This window comes from Pectobacterium atrosepticum (assembly GCF_000740965.1).
In the GTDB taxonomy this organism is placed as follows: domain Bacteria; phylum Pseudomonadota; class Gammaproteobacteria; order Enterobacterales; family Enterobacteriaceae; genus Pectobacterium; species Pectobacterium atrosepticum.
Map to the genome: position 1 here is coordinate 4482822 of NZ_CP009125.1, position 16784 is coordinate 4499605.

Below are 16784 nucleotides of genomic sequence, written 5' to 3' on the forward strand. Positions count from 1 at the left end.
TTAGTACCGGCACTGGCGAGAAGGCTTATGACTCTTTTACGGCACCGTTATCCGCTACCGAGGCTTCCGATAGCAGCGGCAAATACGCGCGGACACAGAGCCCACCGCGTTCGCTCGTACCGACATCCAACACACCATTATGTGCATCGATAATACGCTGCACAATCGCCAAACCCAGCCCTGTTCCGCTGGTGGTTCGTGCGCTGTCGCCGCGAACAAATGGCTGGAACAAGTGCTGTAATTGATCGGCTGCGATGCCTTCCCCGTCATCTTCTACCTGGAACCAGATGCGCTGTAGCTCACGTCCGGTACTGACTTTGATCCAGCCGTTACCGTAACGCGTCGCATTGACAACCAGATTTAGCGCCGCACGTTTTATCGAAAGTGAGCTGATGCGCACCAGCAGTTCACCGGTAGCAAACTCACTGTCAATCTGACGCTCATAGCCGCTCTCCGACGCCACTACTTCACCCATAATCGCGTTGAGGTCAGCCACTTCCGTCTGCATTTCCTGACCGGTACGCAGGTAGTCGAGGAACTGCTCAATAATCGCATTACACTCTTCAATGTCCTTATTGATCGACTCCGCAAGATAGTCATCTTCCTTGCCCATCATTTCGGTCGCCAGACGAATACGCGTCAGCGGCGTACGCAGGTCATGACTCACGCCCGCCATCAGCAGCGTACGGTCATCGGCCAGCAGTTTCACGCCAGAGGCCATCTGGTTAAAGGCGCGAGTCACGGAACGGACTTCAGAAGCGCCATATTCCCGCAGCGGCGGCGGAATAATGCCCTTACCGACCTGCAAAGCCGCATGCTCCAGCTCAACCAACGGCCGGTTTTGCACCCGAATAAATAGCCAAGCACCGCCGATCACCAGCAACATAATCGCTAGCGTATAACGGAAGAGCGGCGAGAAATCGCCCTGATGAATTTCAGTGAGAGGAACGCGCCCCCAGATATCGGGTGACAACCAGGTTTTCAGCCACACCACCGGCGTATTTTTGCTGACTTCAACCCGCACATCCGTTGGGCCGCCCAGCTGTTGCGCCATCTGGTCACTCAGAAACTTGTAGTGCTGCGCCCAACGTAGGCCGCTTTCCTCCGCCGCTGCATTGGTGTATAGCGATATACCCAATTCGCGGTAAATCTCACGCCGGAACGCAGGTGGCACCTCAAGCGTGGAGCCATCTTCCAGTTGCAGACTGTCCGTCATCAGCATTCTTACTTCGTATGCCAGCACTTTATTGAATTGCTGCAAACTCGGCAAAATAGCGAAGTTGAGCACCACCAGATAGGTGGTGACCAAACTGACAAACAATAACGTGACAATCAGCAGCAACGTCCGTGCAAATGAGCTGCGCGGAGAAAAGCGCCATTGCATCATGCCTTACTGCCGTCCGGGACAAATACGTAGCCAAGACCCCACACGGTTTGGATATAGCGCGGGTGCGCCGGATCCTCTTCCACCATGCGGCGCAGGCGAGAAATTTGTACGTCGATGGAGCGCTCCATCGCACTGTATTCACGACCTCGCGCCAGATTCATCAACTTATCGCGAGACAGCGGTTCACGCGGGTGGCTTACCAGCGCCTTAAGCACGGCAAATTCACCGCTGGTTAACGGCATCGGTTCATCATCGCGGAACATTTCGCGCGTGCCCAGATTCAGCTTGAATTTGCCAAACGCGATAATGGCTTCTTCCTGCGACGGCGCACCCGGCAGTTCATTCGCCTGACGACGCAGCACTGCACGGATACGAGCCAGCAGTTCACGCGGGTTGAAAGGTTTAGGAATATAATCATCCGCGCCGATTTCCAGCCCGACGATACGGTCTACTTCTTCCCCTTTCGCCGTCACCATAATGATCGGCATCGGGTTGCTCTGGCTGCGCAAACGACGGCAGATGGACAGCCCATCTTCGCCCGGCAGCATGAGGTCCAGTACCATGAGGTGAAAGGATTCACGGGTCAGTAAACGATCCATCTGTTCAGCATTGGCTACGCTACGTACCTGAAAACCCTGTTCGGTCAAATAACGTTCTAACAGCGCACGCAAACGCATGTCGTCATCTACAACCAGAATTTTATAGTTTTCTTGCATTCTCTTTCTCCAAAGGCGTAATAGCGCCGACGCTGCTATTGTTCAGAAACACACGAATTACTGACAGTCGTTTCTGGTATACATTCTAGGCAAAATTGTTACAAAGCATATTAAAATTCGTGTAATCAATCATTTCCTGTGCTGTCAGTCATAAAATCATCGGCGATTTATGCAGGTTGTGGTTAGCGAAGATTGTCGTTTACGAAGATTATAGTAACGCTGCCGCCAATAAAAAGGCACCGTGGCGGCAAAAGTAGGAGAAAAGAGAGGCGGGAGGGTATTGCCGCCCGGATTCAGGGCGACAGCGTGAAGCGCTTAACGCAAGAGGTGATTAGCGCATGAGTTCATCAAGCACAACACTCACCGACGGCAGTGCGGGCAGGAAAAGGTGACGCGTCGTTTTGTAGGGAAACAGGCTCTTTTCCGTCACAATCGTCTGCATGATCAGATTCTTGCAAAAAGGCTGCCCAGTCCTCCAGTGGTAAACGGACACGCGGGGATCGTCATAATCAAGCAGCGCACAAGGAATATGCTTTAATCCCAGCTCGGTGGCCGCACGTAACCGATGGTTGCCATCCATGATAATCCCCGTTTCTTTTTCTATCGGCACAGGCGTCGTCCAGCAACCACAGCGACAAATGTCCTCCATCAGACATTCCACGTTCGACATATCAACATTTTCCGAGGGCAACAGGAACTGCACGGGCGTAAGGGCAATATGGTAGGTCATACTTTCAAACATTCTCCACCTCCTGACGTAACGGTCACGCGCAGCACCGACATGACGCCGGCGCTGCCTCTCATTTACGGCGCAAGACTGACGAAGTAGCCCGGCTGGTAGTCAACCGGTAAAAACTGCTGATGAAGCTGGCGGAAGGTGTCATCCGCGTTGAGATCGCGAAATAAGTCTGGGTGAAACCACTCAGCCAGTTGCTGAATCGCGATAAAATCATACGGGCCGTTGTAAAATTGATGCCAGATGGCATGGAACTCACGTTTCTGTTTCGCAATAATGTTGGTATAAGCCGGACGCCCTAGAAACCATTCAAGCCGCTTTCGCCCTTCCGTCATATCCTGCCCCGGCCCTAACCCAATCCAACGTCCACCGGGCACAAAGGCTTCAAAGTTGCCGCTGGTGATCACCACGATCTCGGGGTTTTCCACAATCACCTGTTCAGGATGCATTTGCATGAAGGTATTCGGCGCGTTTTTCGCTGCCACGTTGTCGCCACCAGCCAACTGCACGAACTTACCGAAGTTATCTCGGCCAAACGTCAGGCAGCACTCATCGGTGTAGCCACCCAGTCGCTCAATGAACACGCGCGGAGAACGCGGGTGTTTCGCTGCCAACACGTCGGAAACACGTTTTAGCTGCGCCTCACGGAATGCGAGAAAGGCTTCGGCACGGGCCTCCTGATTAAACAACGTGCCGAGCAGGCGCATGGTCGGCGCGGTGTTTTCCAGCGGGTGATAGCGGAAATCAACGTAGACGATCGGGATACCGACGCTGTCCAGTATCCGGTCGTAGCCCGCATCGACAATCGCCCGCTGCGCCTCAATGTTCATAATGATGACGTCCGGCTTCAGCGACACCGCCTGCTCCACGTCAAACGTGCCTTTCTCCGTGCCATCAAACGTCGGAATCGTCGCCAGTTGAGGAAAACGATCGCGATACTGATGCCACGTTGCCGGATCGGACTGAATCAGATCGCGCCGCCAGGCAACAATCCTTTTCGCCGGATCTTCTTTGTCGAGCATGGCGACCAGATAAAGCTGACGCCCCTCGCCCAGCATCACACGCTGCACTGGCGTGTTGACTCTCACTTCACGCCCCAACACATCCTTGATGACGGTTGACGTTTGCTCAGCCTGTCCCGCCAGCGGCGACAGGAATGCCATCAGCAGCGCACTCAGGAATAACGGACGGCAACGCTGCCGCTTCCAACGATTAAACATTTTCGATATTTCCCTTCGTCGAGAGAGAGTCATGTTTTTCCGCCTGTATCCGCAGACGTCGTAGCAGCATCAGAGCGACCAGGAAGGTCACCAGATACGCGACGCCAACGCAGAAGAATAGCGAACGTAGTCCGGGGGAATAGAGAACTAATCCGCCCAAAGAAATGCCAAGAATCGAGGCAAATTGGCTGACGCTTTGCGCCACGCCGAGTATATAACCCTGCTGCCCGGCACCCGCTGCACGCGAAATCAGCGCCATCAGAACCGGCGTGGTAGCCCCAAGCAGCACACCCCACAGGAAATAAAGCGGGATGAAAATCGCAACATTCAGCATCGTGGCAGCGGTCAATGTCACGATGGCGCAGGCCAGCATGACCACACACAGGCGGCTCAGCGTCTGCGACAGCGAGAGGTTTTCAAAATAGCGCGCCCATAGTGACGCAGAGACGATCACGCCGGTCGCCTGCAAGCCATAGCACAGGCCGATCACCCACTTATCCACCTGAAAGAAGCCGTCCATGTAGAGGGAAAACGGCGTTTGCGGAATCATGCGGCTGGTCAGCAGAAGGCCAGAAATCAGCAACAGGCCGGGAATCGGCGACAGCGCCCAAAGCCGCTTGCGGGGAATGTCTTTTGCCTGCGCGTTCTCGTTCGGAACAGCAGAAATCACGGGTGTAACATGCGGCAAGAACAGCGCCACGGTAATACCACATAGCGCGCACAGGATCGCGGCACTCAGGTTGATCCAGAAGAAGTTCAGATAATCGAGAATCAGTCCACCGACAATCGCTCCCAGCAGCGATCCCACGTTGGTGGAAACCTGAAGCCAGGCAAACAGCCGCGTGCGCTGTAACGGACTAACTACTGCGACGCCATATGCCTGCGCGGGCGCAATATAACCCGCACAGGCACCCTGAATAAAACGCAGTGCGATTATCGTCCAGATGTCATTTGCCCACGCTAACCCAAGCTGGGTCAACGCCAGCCCGAACAGCGCGCGGATCATCATGGCCTTGTTGCCCAACCGATCGCCCATTCGTCCCCAGAAGGCGCTGGTCAGCATAATACCCAGCATCGGCCCGATGTAGACGGCAATCCCCGCGATACTCAGTTCAGCACCGGACGACATGCTTTCCAGATGCAGCGGCCAAAACGGCCCGCTCATCTCCATCGCCCCCATCGCCACCAGTTGTACAACAAACATAAAGTGGATGATGAACGCGACCTGTCCGGTCAAACGCATGCGTCAATTCCTTCTGGTTCCACGGTGTCACCCTGCCACATTTCAGCCACTGTCATCATTTCGCCCAATCCCATCATCTCAACCCATGCGGCGGAAAATAGTCGGGACGATCCTGCGTGGACACGCCCATGTAATCGCTGCACCACCGATAAACCTCTTCAATGTACGGAACGCTAACCGCCAAATTCTCCGCAAGGGTCACTAACAGGCTCAGGCCGTAGGCGATATCCTCCTGAAACACGCGGTGCTGCGTATCAAACACGTACCCGCCAGCGTTATGCTTTCGCAACGGCAGACCGATGCCGTGGTAGGCCTGATTGGTACGCAACACAGAGAGCATCGTGTGCGCATCAGCAATCTGATCGCCATAGGCATCGATAATCTCCTGCTTGAGCGGCAGTACCGAATTCAGCCGCACGCCGAGCCGCGTCTCCAGCGCCGTACACAGCCGCTGATTCTCTTCATCCATACGTTCCAGATAATATGCACCCAGCTCAGGGCAATCGTTCCACCAGCACAGCGATTGAGGAAATGATCGGGCATGCCACTGACCGTAGGGACCGATCAGGCCATAAATCACTGCACTGTGCATAATCGGGTTACCCGGTGTCAGTGTGATCTCCAGATAATCCGGCAACAGCACCACGGGCGCGGAATACAATCGTTGCAACAGCGCCATCAGCGCCTGTTGGCTCACAGCGGTTTCGCGCCGATGCGTGGCGACATACAGCGTGGCCTTTTCGCCGCCCATCTTGATCGACTGACCCGACAGCAAATCAAACGCAATGTGCGCGACGTCCTTCATTCCCCAGATCACCGCATTCGGCCGCGCAGCCAGCTCACGTTCGGCCAGCCAGTCAAAGCCACAAAAACCGGGGATAGCCCCAACGTAAACCGGCTTATCGGCGGGTAAATGGGAAACGATCCTCGCCAGAAGATCGGCACGGAAGTTGGCAGGAACGGTGATAATCACGACGTCGGCGTCGCGGCAGGCTTCCGCCGGGTCGCAGGTCACGCAGTCCGGTGTCGCAGTCAGCATTTCGCCATCCGGTAGCAGCGCGTGTAGCCGTTTACCGTGCTGCTGGTAGGCTTCCGACAGACGGGAATGGCTGCCCAGTAGCGTCACCTTGACGTCCGGCAGTTGCTTAAACAGTACCGTGGCGAGATGGCCGGTCTTGCCGGCCCCGCAAATCACCACGTTAAGCGGCTGCCCGCTTAGCGTTTCGCGCATCCTTGACTCCTTAGCTTGCCTGCTCCAGAGAAATCGCGTTGCCCAGCCAGCGATCCAGATCGTGCCACACACTGCTGTCCGTGAGATTACGCTCCGCCAGCCACTCTTCGTTAAACACCGTGTGCAGGTATTTTTCACCGCCGTCGGCGATCGCCAGTACGACGTTGCCGCCGATACGATCCTGATAGATCAACTCCAGCGCTTTATAGATCACCCCGCCCGTCGAACCGCCGACCAGCAGTCCGTAATTCCGTGCGACATAGCGTGCCGTTTCAAACGCTTGTGCATCTGAAACCTGTTCGCCGCAGTCGATGCAGCTGTAATCCAGCACTAACCCCACGGTGTCCCCTGCTGGCGTACCGGTGCCGGACTGATAATAAGGCTTACCGGGGTGGCCAAAGACGATAGAGCCAACCGGTTCAACGGCAATGGTCGCAATATCCGGGTTATGGACTTTCAGGCCGTGCGAGATACCAGTCATCGAGCCGCCCGTGCCCACGCAGCCGACAAACGCGTCAATCTTGCCAATCTGGCTGAACAGCTCACGGACAAAATCGGCATAGCCGCCCGCATTCGCCGCATTATCCGACTGGTTCATAAACACCGCGCCGGGAATTTCCTCCGCCAGCTGTGCCGCCATACGCTGGCGCTCCACCACCGCCACTTCATCTTCGCCGTAGTCGCCGGAGACATAGCGAATTTCCGCGCCGAGCGCGCGCATGATGGCAATCTTATCCTGTGCCGCATGATGATCGACCACGGCGATAAAGCGCAGACCGTATTCAATCGACGCCAGCGCCAGCCCGATACCGGTATTCCCCGATGACGACTCGACAATCGTGCCGCCGGGACGGATTTTTCCTGACTTCAGTCCGGCGACAATCATGTTTCTCGCCATGCGATCCTTCATGCTGCCGCCGGGGTTGTTCTTCTCCACTTTTAAAAACAAACGCGTATCCCCATAGGGGACGGGAATTTGTATAACGGGCGTATTACCAATCAAATCAGTTACTTTATTCAGGATCATGGTTCTGCTCCATTCAGTTATCACTGGAAAAAATCAGCTCACCTTTCTTACCTTTGAAAGCACACAGGCGCGCAGGCAGCGGATGCCGATGAAACGCGTTCTCCAGCAGGTCCATCTGGTATCCCGCCGTATTCGCGTAAATCAGTAAATCGCCTGGCTGCGGCACGGTTTGAAAATGAATCAATCGGTTCGTAATGACATCGTCGTCCAGACAGCTGTGTCCGGCGATCCAGGCTTTACCAGGCGTCGGACGTGTGTCTTTTTTGACGGAAAAAACATGCAGAGGATCAATCAAAAACTCAGAGTTAAACCAAGTCTCGCACGCGCTAAAGCTGCTACCTTCGACAAACACGACGTGGTTGCCATCCGGCTGACGGCGCGTTCGCGTGACGCGAAACACGGTAATCGCACTTTGGTCGGCCAGACTGCGCCCCGGCTCAATGGCCAGAATCAGGCCGTGCTGTTTTAGTATGTTCGCCACGCAATGCTGCCCGATTGAGGCTGACAAGAATGCCTCAAGATAGTCGGCTGCCGAGCGCTCGCCGCCATACGGGTAAAACGAGGTCGGCACCTGACCGTGGCGGTAATCCGCCTCATTCTGCTCCGCCAAATATGCCTGATAGCGAGAAGCGGAAAGATATTGAATCGGCAATCCACCGCCGATATCAATCATAGTGGGCTGCAAACCCCGTGACCGCGCCCGCTCCAGTAATGGCAGCACCTCAGCCAATGCGGCCACGCGTGTATCGGGAGCATAGCCGCCCAGATGGAAATGGAAGCCTTCAAGATGAAGCACATCCTGTCTGGTGCTTAACGTCTCCAGACAGCGTGCGACTTCATCGGCCAACATGCCAAAACGGCTGGCCTGTGCGAACGACGGGCGATAGCGCAGCAGTACCCGCACCGGTTTCGTCACGCGCAACAACGCCGCCAACGCCAGCACGTCGTCGAACTCTTCCGGTGAATCCAGCACGATAAGCGCACGATGATGAACCAGCTCAGTCAGAAACTCGCGCGTTTTTGCCGGGCCGGTGGCGCACAGCCGCGCGCCGTCGCAGCCTGCTCGCAGGGCATCTTTCAGTTCCTGCAAGCTGGAGACATCCACGCCGATGCCCGCGTTGACAGCCGCCTGTACCAGCCCCGGTGATTTGTTCACCTTCGCGCCGTAGTACAGGCGGCAGTCCACATCGTGACGCTGCAACACGGTTCGCAATGCCGCGATATTGTTGGTAACGGTGTGCGGCCAGACAATATTCAATGGCGACCCATACTGCTCAACCAGCCATGACAGCCTTTGCGGCGAGTTGAAAAGGAACTGCTCAATCTCACTATCCAGATAAGGCGTCAGTCTTTCAGGCCAGTGGGCCTGCGTGACAGCGGGGGAAGACACTGCGGCAAAGCTAAACAGGTTGCTCATCGCTATCTCCTTAACGTTCGGTTCCTGAAAAATACCTATCCTTAGAAATCAACCGCCACGGACAGCATCAGCGTCCGCGGCGTTCCTTGCGATACCGTGCTGAATGACGTCACGCCAGACCAGTAATTGCGGTCAAAAGCGTTAAGGACATCTGCACGGAACGTGGTAGGGGCGTTATAGATTCGCGTCTTGTAACGTGCGCCGAAATCAACGGTGGTCCAGGAAGGAATAGACTGGGTATTGATGGTGTTGACGTTCTGCTTCCCGTTATGGATGACGTTGGCGTTCAGCGTCAGATCGCGCAGGAACGGCAGGTCATATTCCACCCCAGCGTTAGCCTGAAAACGCGACGTGCCCGGCGCGCGCTTGCCCTGCGCACCCAGCGTCACGCTTTTGGTCAACTCAGCATCCAGCAGCATCACGCCGCCGGTCAGACGCAGATCCTCCAGCGGTGAACCGACCACATCCAGCTCGACACCCCGATTGCGCTGTTCGTTGGCTTCAACAAACGTGCCGTTAACCAGCGCACCGCTCGGCTTGGTGATCTGGAAAACGCTCAGCGTAGAGATCGTCCCCAACGCATCCACTTTCACCCCGGCTTCATACTGTTTGCTCTTATACGGAGCAAGTACCTGCCCCGGATTACTTGCATTCGCTGGCGCAATATCCCCTTTGCTCAGCCCCTCAATGTAGTTGGCATAGAGCGAGACGTGCTGCCAGGGCTTAACAACTACACCCACCATCGGCGTTATCGCATTTTTGTCGTAAGACGATGAAGGTGCGCTATTGCCGGGAACAAAGTTATCCGACTTGATCTGCTGATAACGCAGCCCACCTGTAATCTGCAGCGCATCGTTCCAGAAGCCGAGCGTATCCGCCAACGCGATACCTGAAAGCGCAGTAGAAGAGCGTTTATACGCGCTTGGCGGAGCAGCGACATTTTGTGCAGGTGAAGAAACCGGATTATAAATATTCGAGCTAATCGCTGTTCCGTTGCCAATGCCGGTCGCCTGACGATCGCGATAGTAGCTGGTCTGTGCCGACAGCTTGTGCGTCACCGAGCCAGTTTCCACATCCGCCCGAACACCAGTCGCCAGCGTATAGCGGCTGGTGGTAAAGCGATAATTCCCTACGGCGGAACTCACATCGCCGTTGTTATTCGTGACCTGCGGCACCTGCTCCGACAGTCGGCTCACGTGCGCGCTGGAACCGCCCAGATCGGTAAACCAGGTGACGTTATCCGCCAGATCGTATTCGGTATGCAGCAACACCGACTGATCTTTGGAATGCCAGAAGCCCCACGGCTGAGAAATGTTGGTGTTGCCATCTGGTGCATCAGGCACCGTCACCCCCGCCGCGAACGAATAAGGGCGAGACGGCGCACGCGTTTTCAGGTGCTGAGTGATGAGATCCAACGTGGCACGGAAACGTTCTGATGAGAAATCCAGCCCAAGTGCGCCGACCTGTGTGCGCTTGTCGCTGCCGTCCCACACCGTGTCGCCGTAGCCATAGTTGCCGTTAAAACGCACGCCGAGCAGATTGTTATTGTCCAACGCATAAACGCGGGAAATATCCGCATGCTGCGTGAACTGGGAATCAGACTGCCAACTGGTGGTGAGGCGAGTCAGGTTACCTACGGTGGTCGGGCGTTTAGTGACGGCGTTAATCACGCCACCCACGCTGCTGTTCGGGGACAGCCCATATAGCAGCGCCGACGGCCCTTTCAGCACCTCAACTCGTTCAATGTAGTCGGTCATCAACTGATAGTTGGGCGCGACACCGTAGACGCCGTTCATGGCGATATCGCTCAGGTTACCTTCGTTGAGAGGGAAACCGCGGATGTAGTAAGAATCCAGCAGCCCGCCCTGCGAACTGCTGACGCGCACCGAGGCGTCATGTGCGACCACCTGCCCCAGCGTCTGTGCTTGTTTGTTTTCAATAAACGATGAGGTCATGTTGCTGACGTTAAACGGCGTATCCATGACATCCTTTTTGCCCAGCAGCCCCGTACTGGACGATCGCGCCGACATGCCGCCCGCCACCAGCCCCTGTGCAGCCTCGGCGTCTTTGGCTTCCACCACGATAGTGGAATCATCGCGTTCTCCCGTTGCCGCCTGCACGGGTATCGCGATTCCGCTCAGCATAGCGATCGCCGCCGTTATGGCGACGCCCAACGTAGAAGGAATGGGAAAATGGCGCTTCCCGGTAGACGGCGTGAAGTTCTTCCTGGCGTTCATCAACAAAGTTATCCATCTCAAAATGAGGATTGAAAAAGATGCTCCCGTTTTTTAGCCTGTGAGGCAGGAGCATCGCCATACATCACGGCTCGATGCGAGTTTCTTCTCCTTCCGTGAGGAAGGGGTTGCTCAGGCCGTGCTGAATCCGGTAGTCGCGGTATTCCTGGATATGCATGCGCAATAGCGAGCGCGTATACCAAGGCTGGGTCAAAAACATGTCACGTTCGGTCTGCCACACATCGCCATCAACGCGCGATTTCACTGCGTCAAACGCCGCGGCGGTTTCCTCTTTCATCACCTGCCACAGCCGGGCATCGGCAAAGCCGTATTCCACGCTGAGCGCCAGCGCCAATTCGTGCAGGTGACTGACAAAACAGGCATCGACGACAAACATCCGCACCGGCTCGATATCGCCTTCAAACACCGTGGGCAGAATGCCGGGCCAGATGTAGGGTTGCAGGTGATAGCCGCGCTGACTCAGCAGCGGCGCGTAGGTGCGTCCGTCGCCGAAATCGCGGATTAATAGCCCCTGCGCGACGCCTTCAGGCGAAAAGAGGATCTGGCTGTTCTGCTGATGTGCTTCCAGCCCAATGCCATACAGCAGATAGATAGCGATGACAGGACGGGTCACAGCACGCACGTATTGACGGAACCACGCTTCTGCACCAAGCCCAGACAGCGTAACCAGCTCGGTGAATAATGGTTGGTCGCGGTGAGGCAGCGCCGTAAACAGCGTGGCGACGGTTACGGGCAGCGCGCCGTCGGAGCGTTCATAGACGCGCGCATCACGGAAGACGACGGAGAGGTGTTTGCCCAGTGCGTCATCCTGATGAACCGCATGTTTGTAGTGGAATGCGGCCTCTTCGCGGAAAAACGCCAGCCGCTGCTCGAACCCGCCCTCCTGCGCCAGAATCGCTTCGATAATGGTGCTAATGCGCGGTCCCATGTGGATCGATTTTGCCTGTAGGCTGCGCATTTCACTGGTCATCCAGATGGCGACAGGCAATTTGATGAAAGGTGAAGAAGGTGGCTCAACGGGCAAGACGGTACGGAACGACATCCCCGGCAGCGTGATGAGATCGGGACCATCGGTGAGCAAAATCCCTTCAGCGATCTCGTCCGCGTAATGGGATTTCACCCAGTTTTCCAGATGCCAACTGTGGATTGGCAGCGGAAGCCACTGCGTCTCATCCAGCCCTTGTTGATTCAAGCGCTGCTTCCAGTCCTGCCAGAGCGCGGGGAACGCCTGAGCAAACCACTGATGAAAATCATCGACGTGCGGCATGCATTCCACATACGCCATATCACGGCGCAGCGCGGTAATACGCAACGGCACACGAGCATTGAATTCTGGCGACAGCAGTTGGACGTCTTCGTCACTCAGGCCCGGACGGGATTTCCAGGTGGGGTAATAGGGATGCCCTTCCAGCGATCCCCACTGGTCGAGCAACATCGCGGCATCGCGAATACTTCGCTGCCGACGCAGCCACTGCGTGAAATATTCCTGCCCATCCTGCCGCATGGCATCAGCGACTTCAGCACGCCATTGGCACCGATAGCGCCGGGCGTTGGTATCATTACGGATACTGTTGCCAACATCTTTTTTCAGGCCATTAATGCCGCTTTCTTCAGGATGGAAATCAAAACTATCGCGGAGTAAATCAATCAACTGTTCGTGGTCAGTGACGGGAAAAGACGCCCCTTGGGAATTAATGTGATAAACATTTCCATTATTAATATAAGTATTTGCCGGCGCCGAATAAATATCATCAAACTTCAGTTCACCGTTGCTTCCGCGCAAAGAAAACGTTGCACGACCGGAATTAACCTCAGTAAAAATCAGGTTATATTTATTCAAAATACCCTCAGCAAAAAAGCAGCGAATCAATCGCCTTAACGCATTTTTATTTGAATAATCAGAGAAAAAGTCATCTGAAATTTTCCGTATATCCCTGTGTTCAACTGCGTCTGCCTTGATATTCATAACCACTCCCCATACCGATAAAACAAGTAAGAATTGATTGCCGTAACGTATAAAAGGGTGTCATTAGATCTCGGGTTAACACATCCCGAAACTTAATAAAAATGTCGCGATAGATAGATTGAAAAATAATGAAAGGAAAGCTAGCATACCACTAACCTCAATGTAAATAGGTATCATTCTTATTCGCAATTAATTGGTTACATTTTTATAAATTCATTTTTAATCAATGAAATAAGTAAAGGAGAACAGCATGGAACACGCTAAGACCTACCTCTTCGTGCCTGGAAATGCGCCTCATCGCTTTGAACATGCCATCCGCTGTGGAGCCGATGCTGTGATATTTGATCTGGAAGATGCTGTTCATCCTGATGAAAAAAACCAGGCCAGAGAAAATATTATCCAGTGGTATGAAAACGATACTCCCGTCTCTGAAGTAAATTGCAAAAAATATATACGTTTAAATAAACTTGGATCATCGGAATTCAATCAAGATGTCGAGCTTCTAAATAGACTGAGTAACAAAGCGAGATTAAGAAATAAAACCGCAGCCAGACATAAAATAGCCACACAGGAAATTGTCTTACCCAAAATAGAGTCAGCAGCAATGCTGAATGAAGCACGGGAAATGATAAATCGTAATAGATTGGAAAACGTGAATATTATTGCGATTATTGAGACTGCTCGGGGATTACATAATGCGGAAGAAATTTGTGCCGCAGGTGTAGAAAGAGTGGCATTTGGTTCATTGGATTTCTCACTCGATATCCATTGCGATCAATCCCTGCATGCATTGCTGTATGCCAGAAGCCGTATTGTACTGGCGTCCAGACTGGCCGATTTACCGCCGCCAATAGATTGCGTTAACCCCGATTTCACACATCATGACCGAGTGCTAGCTGACGCACTACATGCACGCTCGCTCGGCTTCTCGGCCAAACTCTGTATCCATCCCTCGCAGATCGAGGTCGTTCAGCAGGCTTTCACGGCAGATCGTAGCAAAATAGACTGGGCAAAACAGGTTTTGAAAGCGGCCGAACACAGCTACGCTTTCCAGATAAACGGCGAGATGGTGGACTTACCTGTCATTGAGCAGGCCAGACAGCTCTTACGAGCACAAAATTCGGATGGCTAAACCAGTTTCAGGCGACGTCGCGTTTTTCACATCAGCGATGAAACTGCCCGGTGTGAGCCGGGCTACGCTCATGATTTAACGTAATCAATCGCGTTGATGAACCACTCGCGCGGGCCGTCTGGCGTGTTCACGGTGAACTCCTCATCGACTGCTTTTTTCAGCATCGCGCGTGCCATCGGGGAATCGATCGAAATATAGTCTTTACTGTCACCGTAGATCTCGTCAGGACCGACAATCCGCAAGCGCTTCACATCACCTTGCTCATTTTCGATCTCTATCCAGGCACCAAAAAATACGCTGCCATCCTGCTGCGGTGAATAATCAACAATTTTCAATTCCGCCAGACACTTTCTCAGATAGCGCACACGGCGATCGATCTGACGTAATAAACGCTTATTGTAGGTGTAGTCCGCATTTTCTGAGCGATCCCCTAGGCTGGCAGCCCAGGAAACAATTTTGGTAATTTCCGGGCGCTTTATATTCCAGAGATGCTCATGTTCTGCCCGCAGTTTGTCATACCCCTCACGGGTAATCAGATTGGTTTTCAAGTCAGTAACCCCATTAGGCGCTTAGTGCATATGCCGTTCTTCAATATGTTCACGTTCAAAAAATCACGCGTTCATTACACAGATTTACAGTTTTGGCTAATAATCTATCAACAGACATAAATATGTCATTTCTATCCCGTACTTTTAGCCACGGAGAGCTACGGAGAACGATTTATGTTTAGCTTAGACGCCATTCTGCAAGATCTTGTCCCGCATCGCCATACGCCACCCTGGCAGAAAACAGTTTTGCGTTCTCTGCTATTTGAAAATGAAATGCAGCAATTTGCGCGGCGTTACCCGCACCTGAAAGGATTGGACCTGGTCGAACAGATTCTTGATTACTTCAACTTCAATTGTGAAATGGTCGAGGGGGATTTAGAAAATATCCCCAGCCAAGGGCCGGTGGTACTGGTTGCCAACCACCCAATTGGCTCGCTGGACGGTCTGGCGCTATTACGTACCGTCGCCAGTGTCAGGCCAGATGTCCGTATCGTCGCCAGCCAGCTCCTCTCTTATGTCGCCCCGCTCAAAAATCTGTTTTTTTCCGTCGATAACTTCAATAACCGCACCAAACGCCAGCAAATCAGCGCCATCCAGCAACATCTGGAAGGCGACGGCGCGATCATCGTATTTCCAGCAGGCGAGGTTTCGCGCGTGAGCCTGCAAGGTATTCGTGATGGTCATTGGCACAACGGATTTATCCGCATGGCAAGCAAAGCGCGTGCGCCCGTAGTGCCCATCCATATCGGCGGACGCAATAGTACGCTGTTCTATCTCTCCTCCATGGTTTATCGCCCGCTGTCCACCCTCCTTCTGGTGAGAGAAATGTTCGGCCAGCGTGGGCAAACGCTCAAGCTGCGTATCGGTGCCAGAATTCCTTATGCATCCTGGAGCCAGGGTGAATGGAATGCTAACGATCTGGCGGCCCGCTTCCGGCGTCACGTTTATCGATTGGGACAAGGAAAGCCCGGCTGCTTTGCCGGTGAAAAACCCATTGCGTTGGCCGAAGACCGCGTGCTGCTGAAACGTGCGCTGTCAGCGTGTGAAACGCTGGGTACCACGCCGGATGGCAAAGTGGTCTATCTGTACCGTCGCGGTGAAGAAGATTACGTGCCGCTGTTGCGTGAACTCGGACGCCTGCGAGAAATCGCTTTCCGGGCGGTGGGCGAAGGCTCTGGTCAGCGCCGCGATCTGGATAGCTACGATGATGACTACCTGCATCTGATCCTGTGGGACGATCGCGAGCTGGAGATTGTCGGTGCCTATCGCTTTGTCTCAACGGCAAATCTGATCGCCAAAAAAGGCAAGAACGGTCTCTACAGCCATAGTCTGTTCCAGTACGGCGACGAAATGGATCCGATCCTGGCGTCAGGCATTGAGCTAGGCCGCAGCTTTATTCAACCCAAATACTGGGGTAAGCGCGGGCTGGATTACCTCTGGTTGGGCATTGGTGCCTATCTGGCGCGTTATCCAGAACACCGCTATCTGTTCGGCCCCGTATCGCTTTCCGGCACGTTGCCACCGCATGCACGCGATTTGCTGGTCGCCTTTTATCGCCTGCACTTCACGCCTGAGCAGCCGCTGGCAACGTCGCGCCGCCCTTATCCGGCATCGCTGCCTGACGTGCTGAAACAGTTTGAAGGAACGGACTACCAGCAGGACCTCACTCGGTTGAAAAGCATGCTCAGCAATATGGGGTGCGCTATCCCGACGCTCTACAAGCAGTATTCGGAGCTGTGTGAACCCGGAGGCGTGCGATTTATCGATTTTGGTATCGATCCCGATTTCAATAACTGCATCGACGGTCTGGTACTTGTCGACCTGCAACAGCTGAAAACATCACGCTATCAGCGCTATATCGCGCCTTTTGTCGGCGATAAAGCCTCTTGATTGACCGGCGCGTTAG

At 54.1% G+C, this 16784-nt stretch carries 13 protein-coding genes; 2 read left to right on the forward strand and 11 right to left on the reverse strand.

Going from position 1 to position 16784, the window contains the following annotated elements; translation table 11 throughout:
- Positions 1–25: 25 nt before the first annotated feature.
- The 10 genes from envZ to GZ59_RS20030 form a co-directional block, all read right to left on the reverse strand.
- The gene (gene envZ, locus GZ59_RS19985; RefSeq protein ID WP_039294070.1) at positions 26–1387 is read right to left on the reverse strand and encodes a two-component system sensor histidine kinase EnvZ; all 1362 of its coding nucleotides are present in this window, start codon (positions 1385–1387) and stop codon (positions 26–28) included.
- Positions 1384–2103 carry an osmolarity response regulator transcription factor OmpR gene (gene ompR, locus GZ59_RS19990; protein ID WP_005969424.1) on the reverse strand — a complete coding sequence of 240 codons (720 nt, stop codon included), beginning with the start codon at positions 2101–2103 and terminating at the stop codon, positions 1384–1386. Before ompR ends, envZ begins: the two co-directional genes overlap by 4 nt.
- A gap of 331 nt (positions 2104–2434) precedes the next feature.
- Positions 2435–2845, reverse strand: a complete 411-nt coding sequence (locus GZ59_RS19995; RefSeq protein WP_011095581.1) for a ParB N-terminal domain-containing protein — start codon at positions 2843–2845, stop codon at positions 2435–2437.
- A 62-nt stretch (positions 2846–2907) separates the two neighbouring features.
- On the reverse strand, positions 2908–4059 hold the full coding sequence (locus tag GZ59_RS20000; protein WP_011095582.1) for an ABC transporter substrate-binding protein: 1152 nt from the start codon (positions 4057–4059) through the stop codon (positions 2908–2910).
- Positions 4052–5302 (reverse strand): MFS transporter, encoded by a 1251-nt coding sequence (locus tag GZ59_RS20005; RefSeq protein ID WP_011095583.1) that lies wholly within the window; start codon positions 5300–5302, stop codon positions 4052–4054. The genes GZ59_RS20000 and GZ59_RS20005 overlap by 8 nt, the downstream gene beginning before the upstream one ends.
- Positions 5303–5375: 73 nt before the next feature.
- Positions 5376–6533, reverse strand: coding sequence for an NAD/NADP octopine/nopaline dehydrogenase family protein (locus GZ59_RS20010; RefSeq protein ID WP_011095584.1), 1158 nt, complete (start codon positions 6531–6533; stop codon positions 5376–5378).
- A 10-nt stretch (positions 6534–6543) separates the two neighbouring features.
- Complete coding sequence (locus GZ59_RS20015) at positions 6544–7560, reverse strand: PLP-dependent cysteine synthase family protein (protein ID WP_011095585.1); 1017 nt, start codon at positions 7558–7560, stop codon at positions 6544–6546.
- Positions 7561–7573: 13 nt separating this feature from the next.
- Positions 7574–8977 carry a Y4yA family PLP-dependent enzyme gene (locus GZ59_RS20020; protein WP_011095586.1) on the reverse strand — a complete coding sequence of 468 codons (1404 nt, stop codon included), beginning with the start codon at positions 8975–8977 and terminating at the stop codon, positions 7574–7576.
- Positions 8978–9018: 41 nt separating this feature from the next.
- Complete coding sequence (locus GZ59_RS20025; RefSeq protein ID WP_011095587.1) at positions 9019–11214, reverse strand: TonB-dependent receptor; 2196 nt, start codon at positions 11212–11214, stop codon at positions 9019–9021.
- Between the two features lie 82 nt (positions 11215–11296).
- Positions 11297–13198: an IucA/IucC family protein gene (locus GZ59_RS20030; protein WP_080708298.1), complete on the reverse strand. Its 1902-nt coding sequence runs from the start codon at positions 13196–13198 to the stop codon at positions 11297–11299.
- A gap of 250 nt (positions 13199–13448) precedes the next feature.
- Between GZ59_RS20030 and GZ59_RS20035 the strand changes: the two genes are divergently transcribed.
- Positions 13449–14330 carry an HpcH/HpaI aldolase/citrate lyase family protein gene (locus GZ59_RS20035; RefSeq protein ID WP_039294076.1) on the forward strand — a complete coding sequence of 294 codons (882 nt, stop codon included), beginning with the start codon at positions 13449–13451 and terminating at the stop codon, positions 14328–14330.
- 68 nt (positions 14331–14398) lie between these two features.
- Here GZ59_RS20035 and greB read toward each other — a convergent pair whose 3' ends face one another.
- Positions 14399–14878 (reverse strand): transcription elongation factor GreB, encoded by a 480-nt coding sequence (greB, locus tag GZ59_RS20040; RefSeq protein WP_011095590.1) that lies wholly within the window; start codon positions 14876–14878, stop codon positions 14399–14401.
- A gap of 174 nt (positions 14879–15052) precedes the next feature.
- On the opposite strand from greB, the gene olsF reads away from it, so the two are divergent.
- On the forward strand, positions 15053–16768 hold the full coding sequence (olsF, locus tag GZ59_RS20045) for a bifunctional ornithine lipid synthase OlsF (RefSeq protein WP_039294079.1): 1716 nt from the start codon (positions 15053–15055) through the stop codon (positions 16766–16768).
- Positions 16769–16784: the final 16 nt, after the last annotated feature.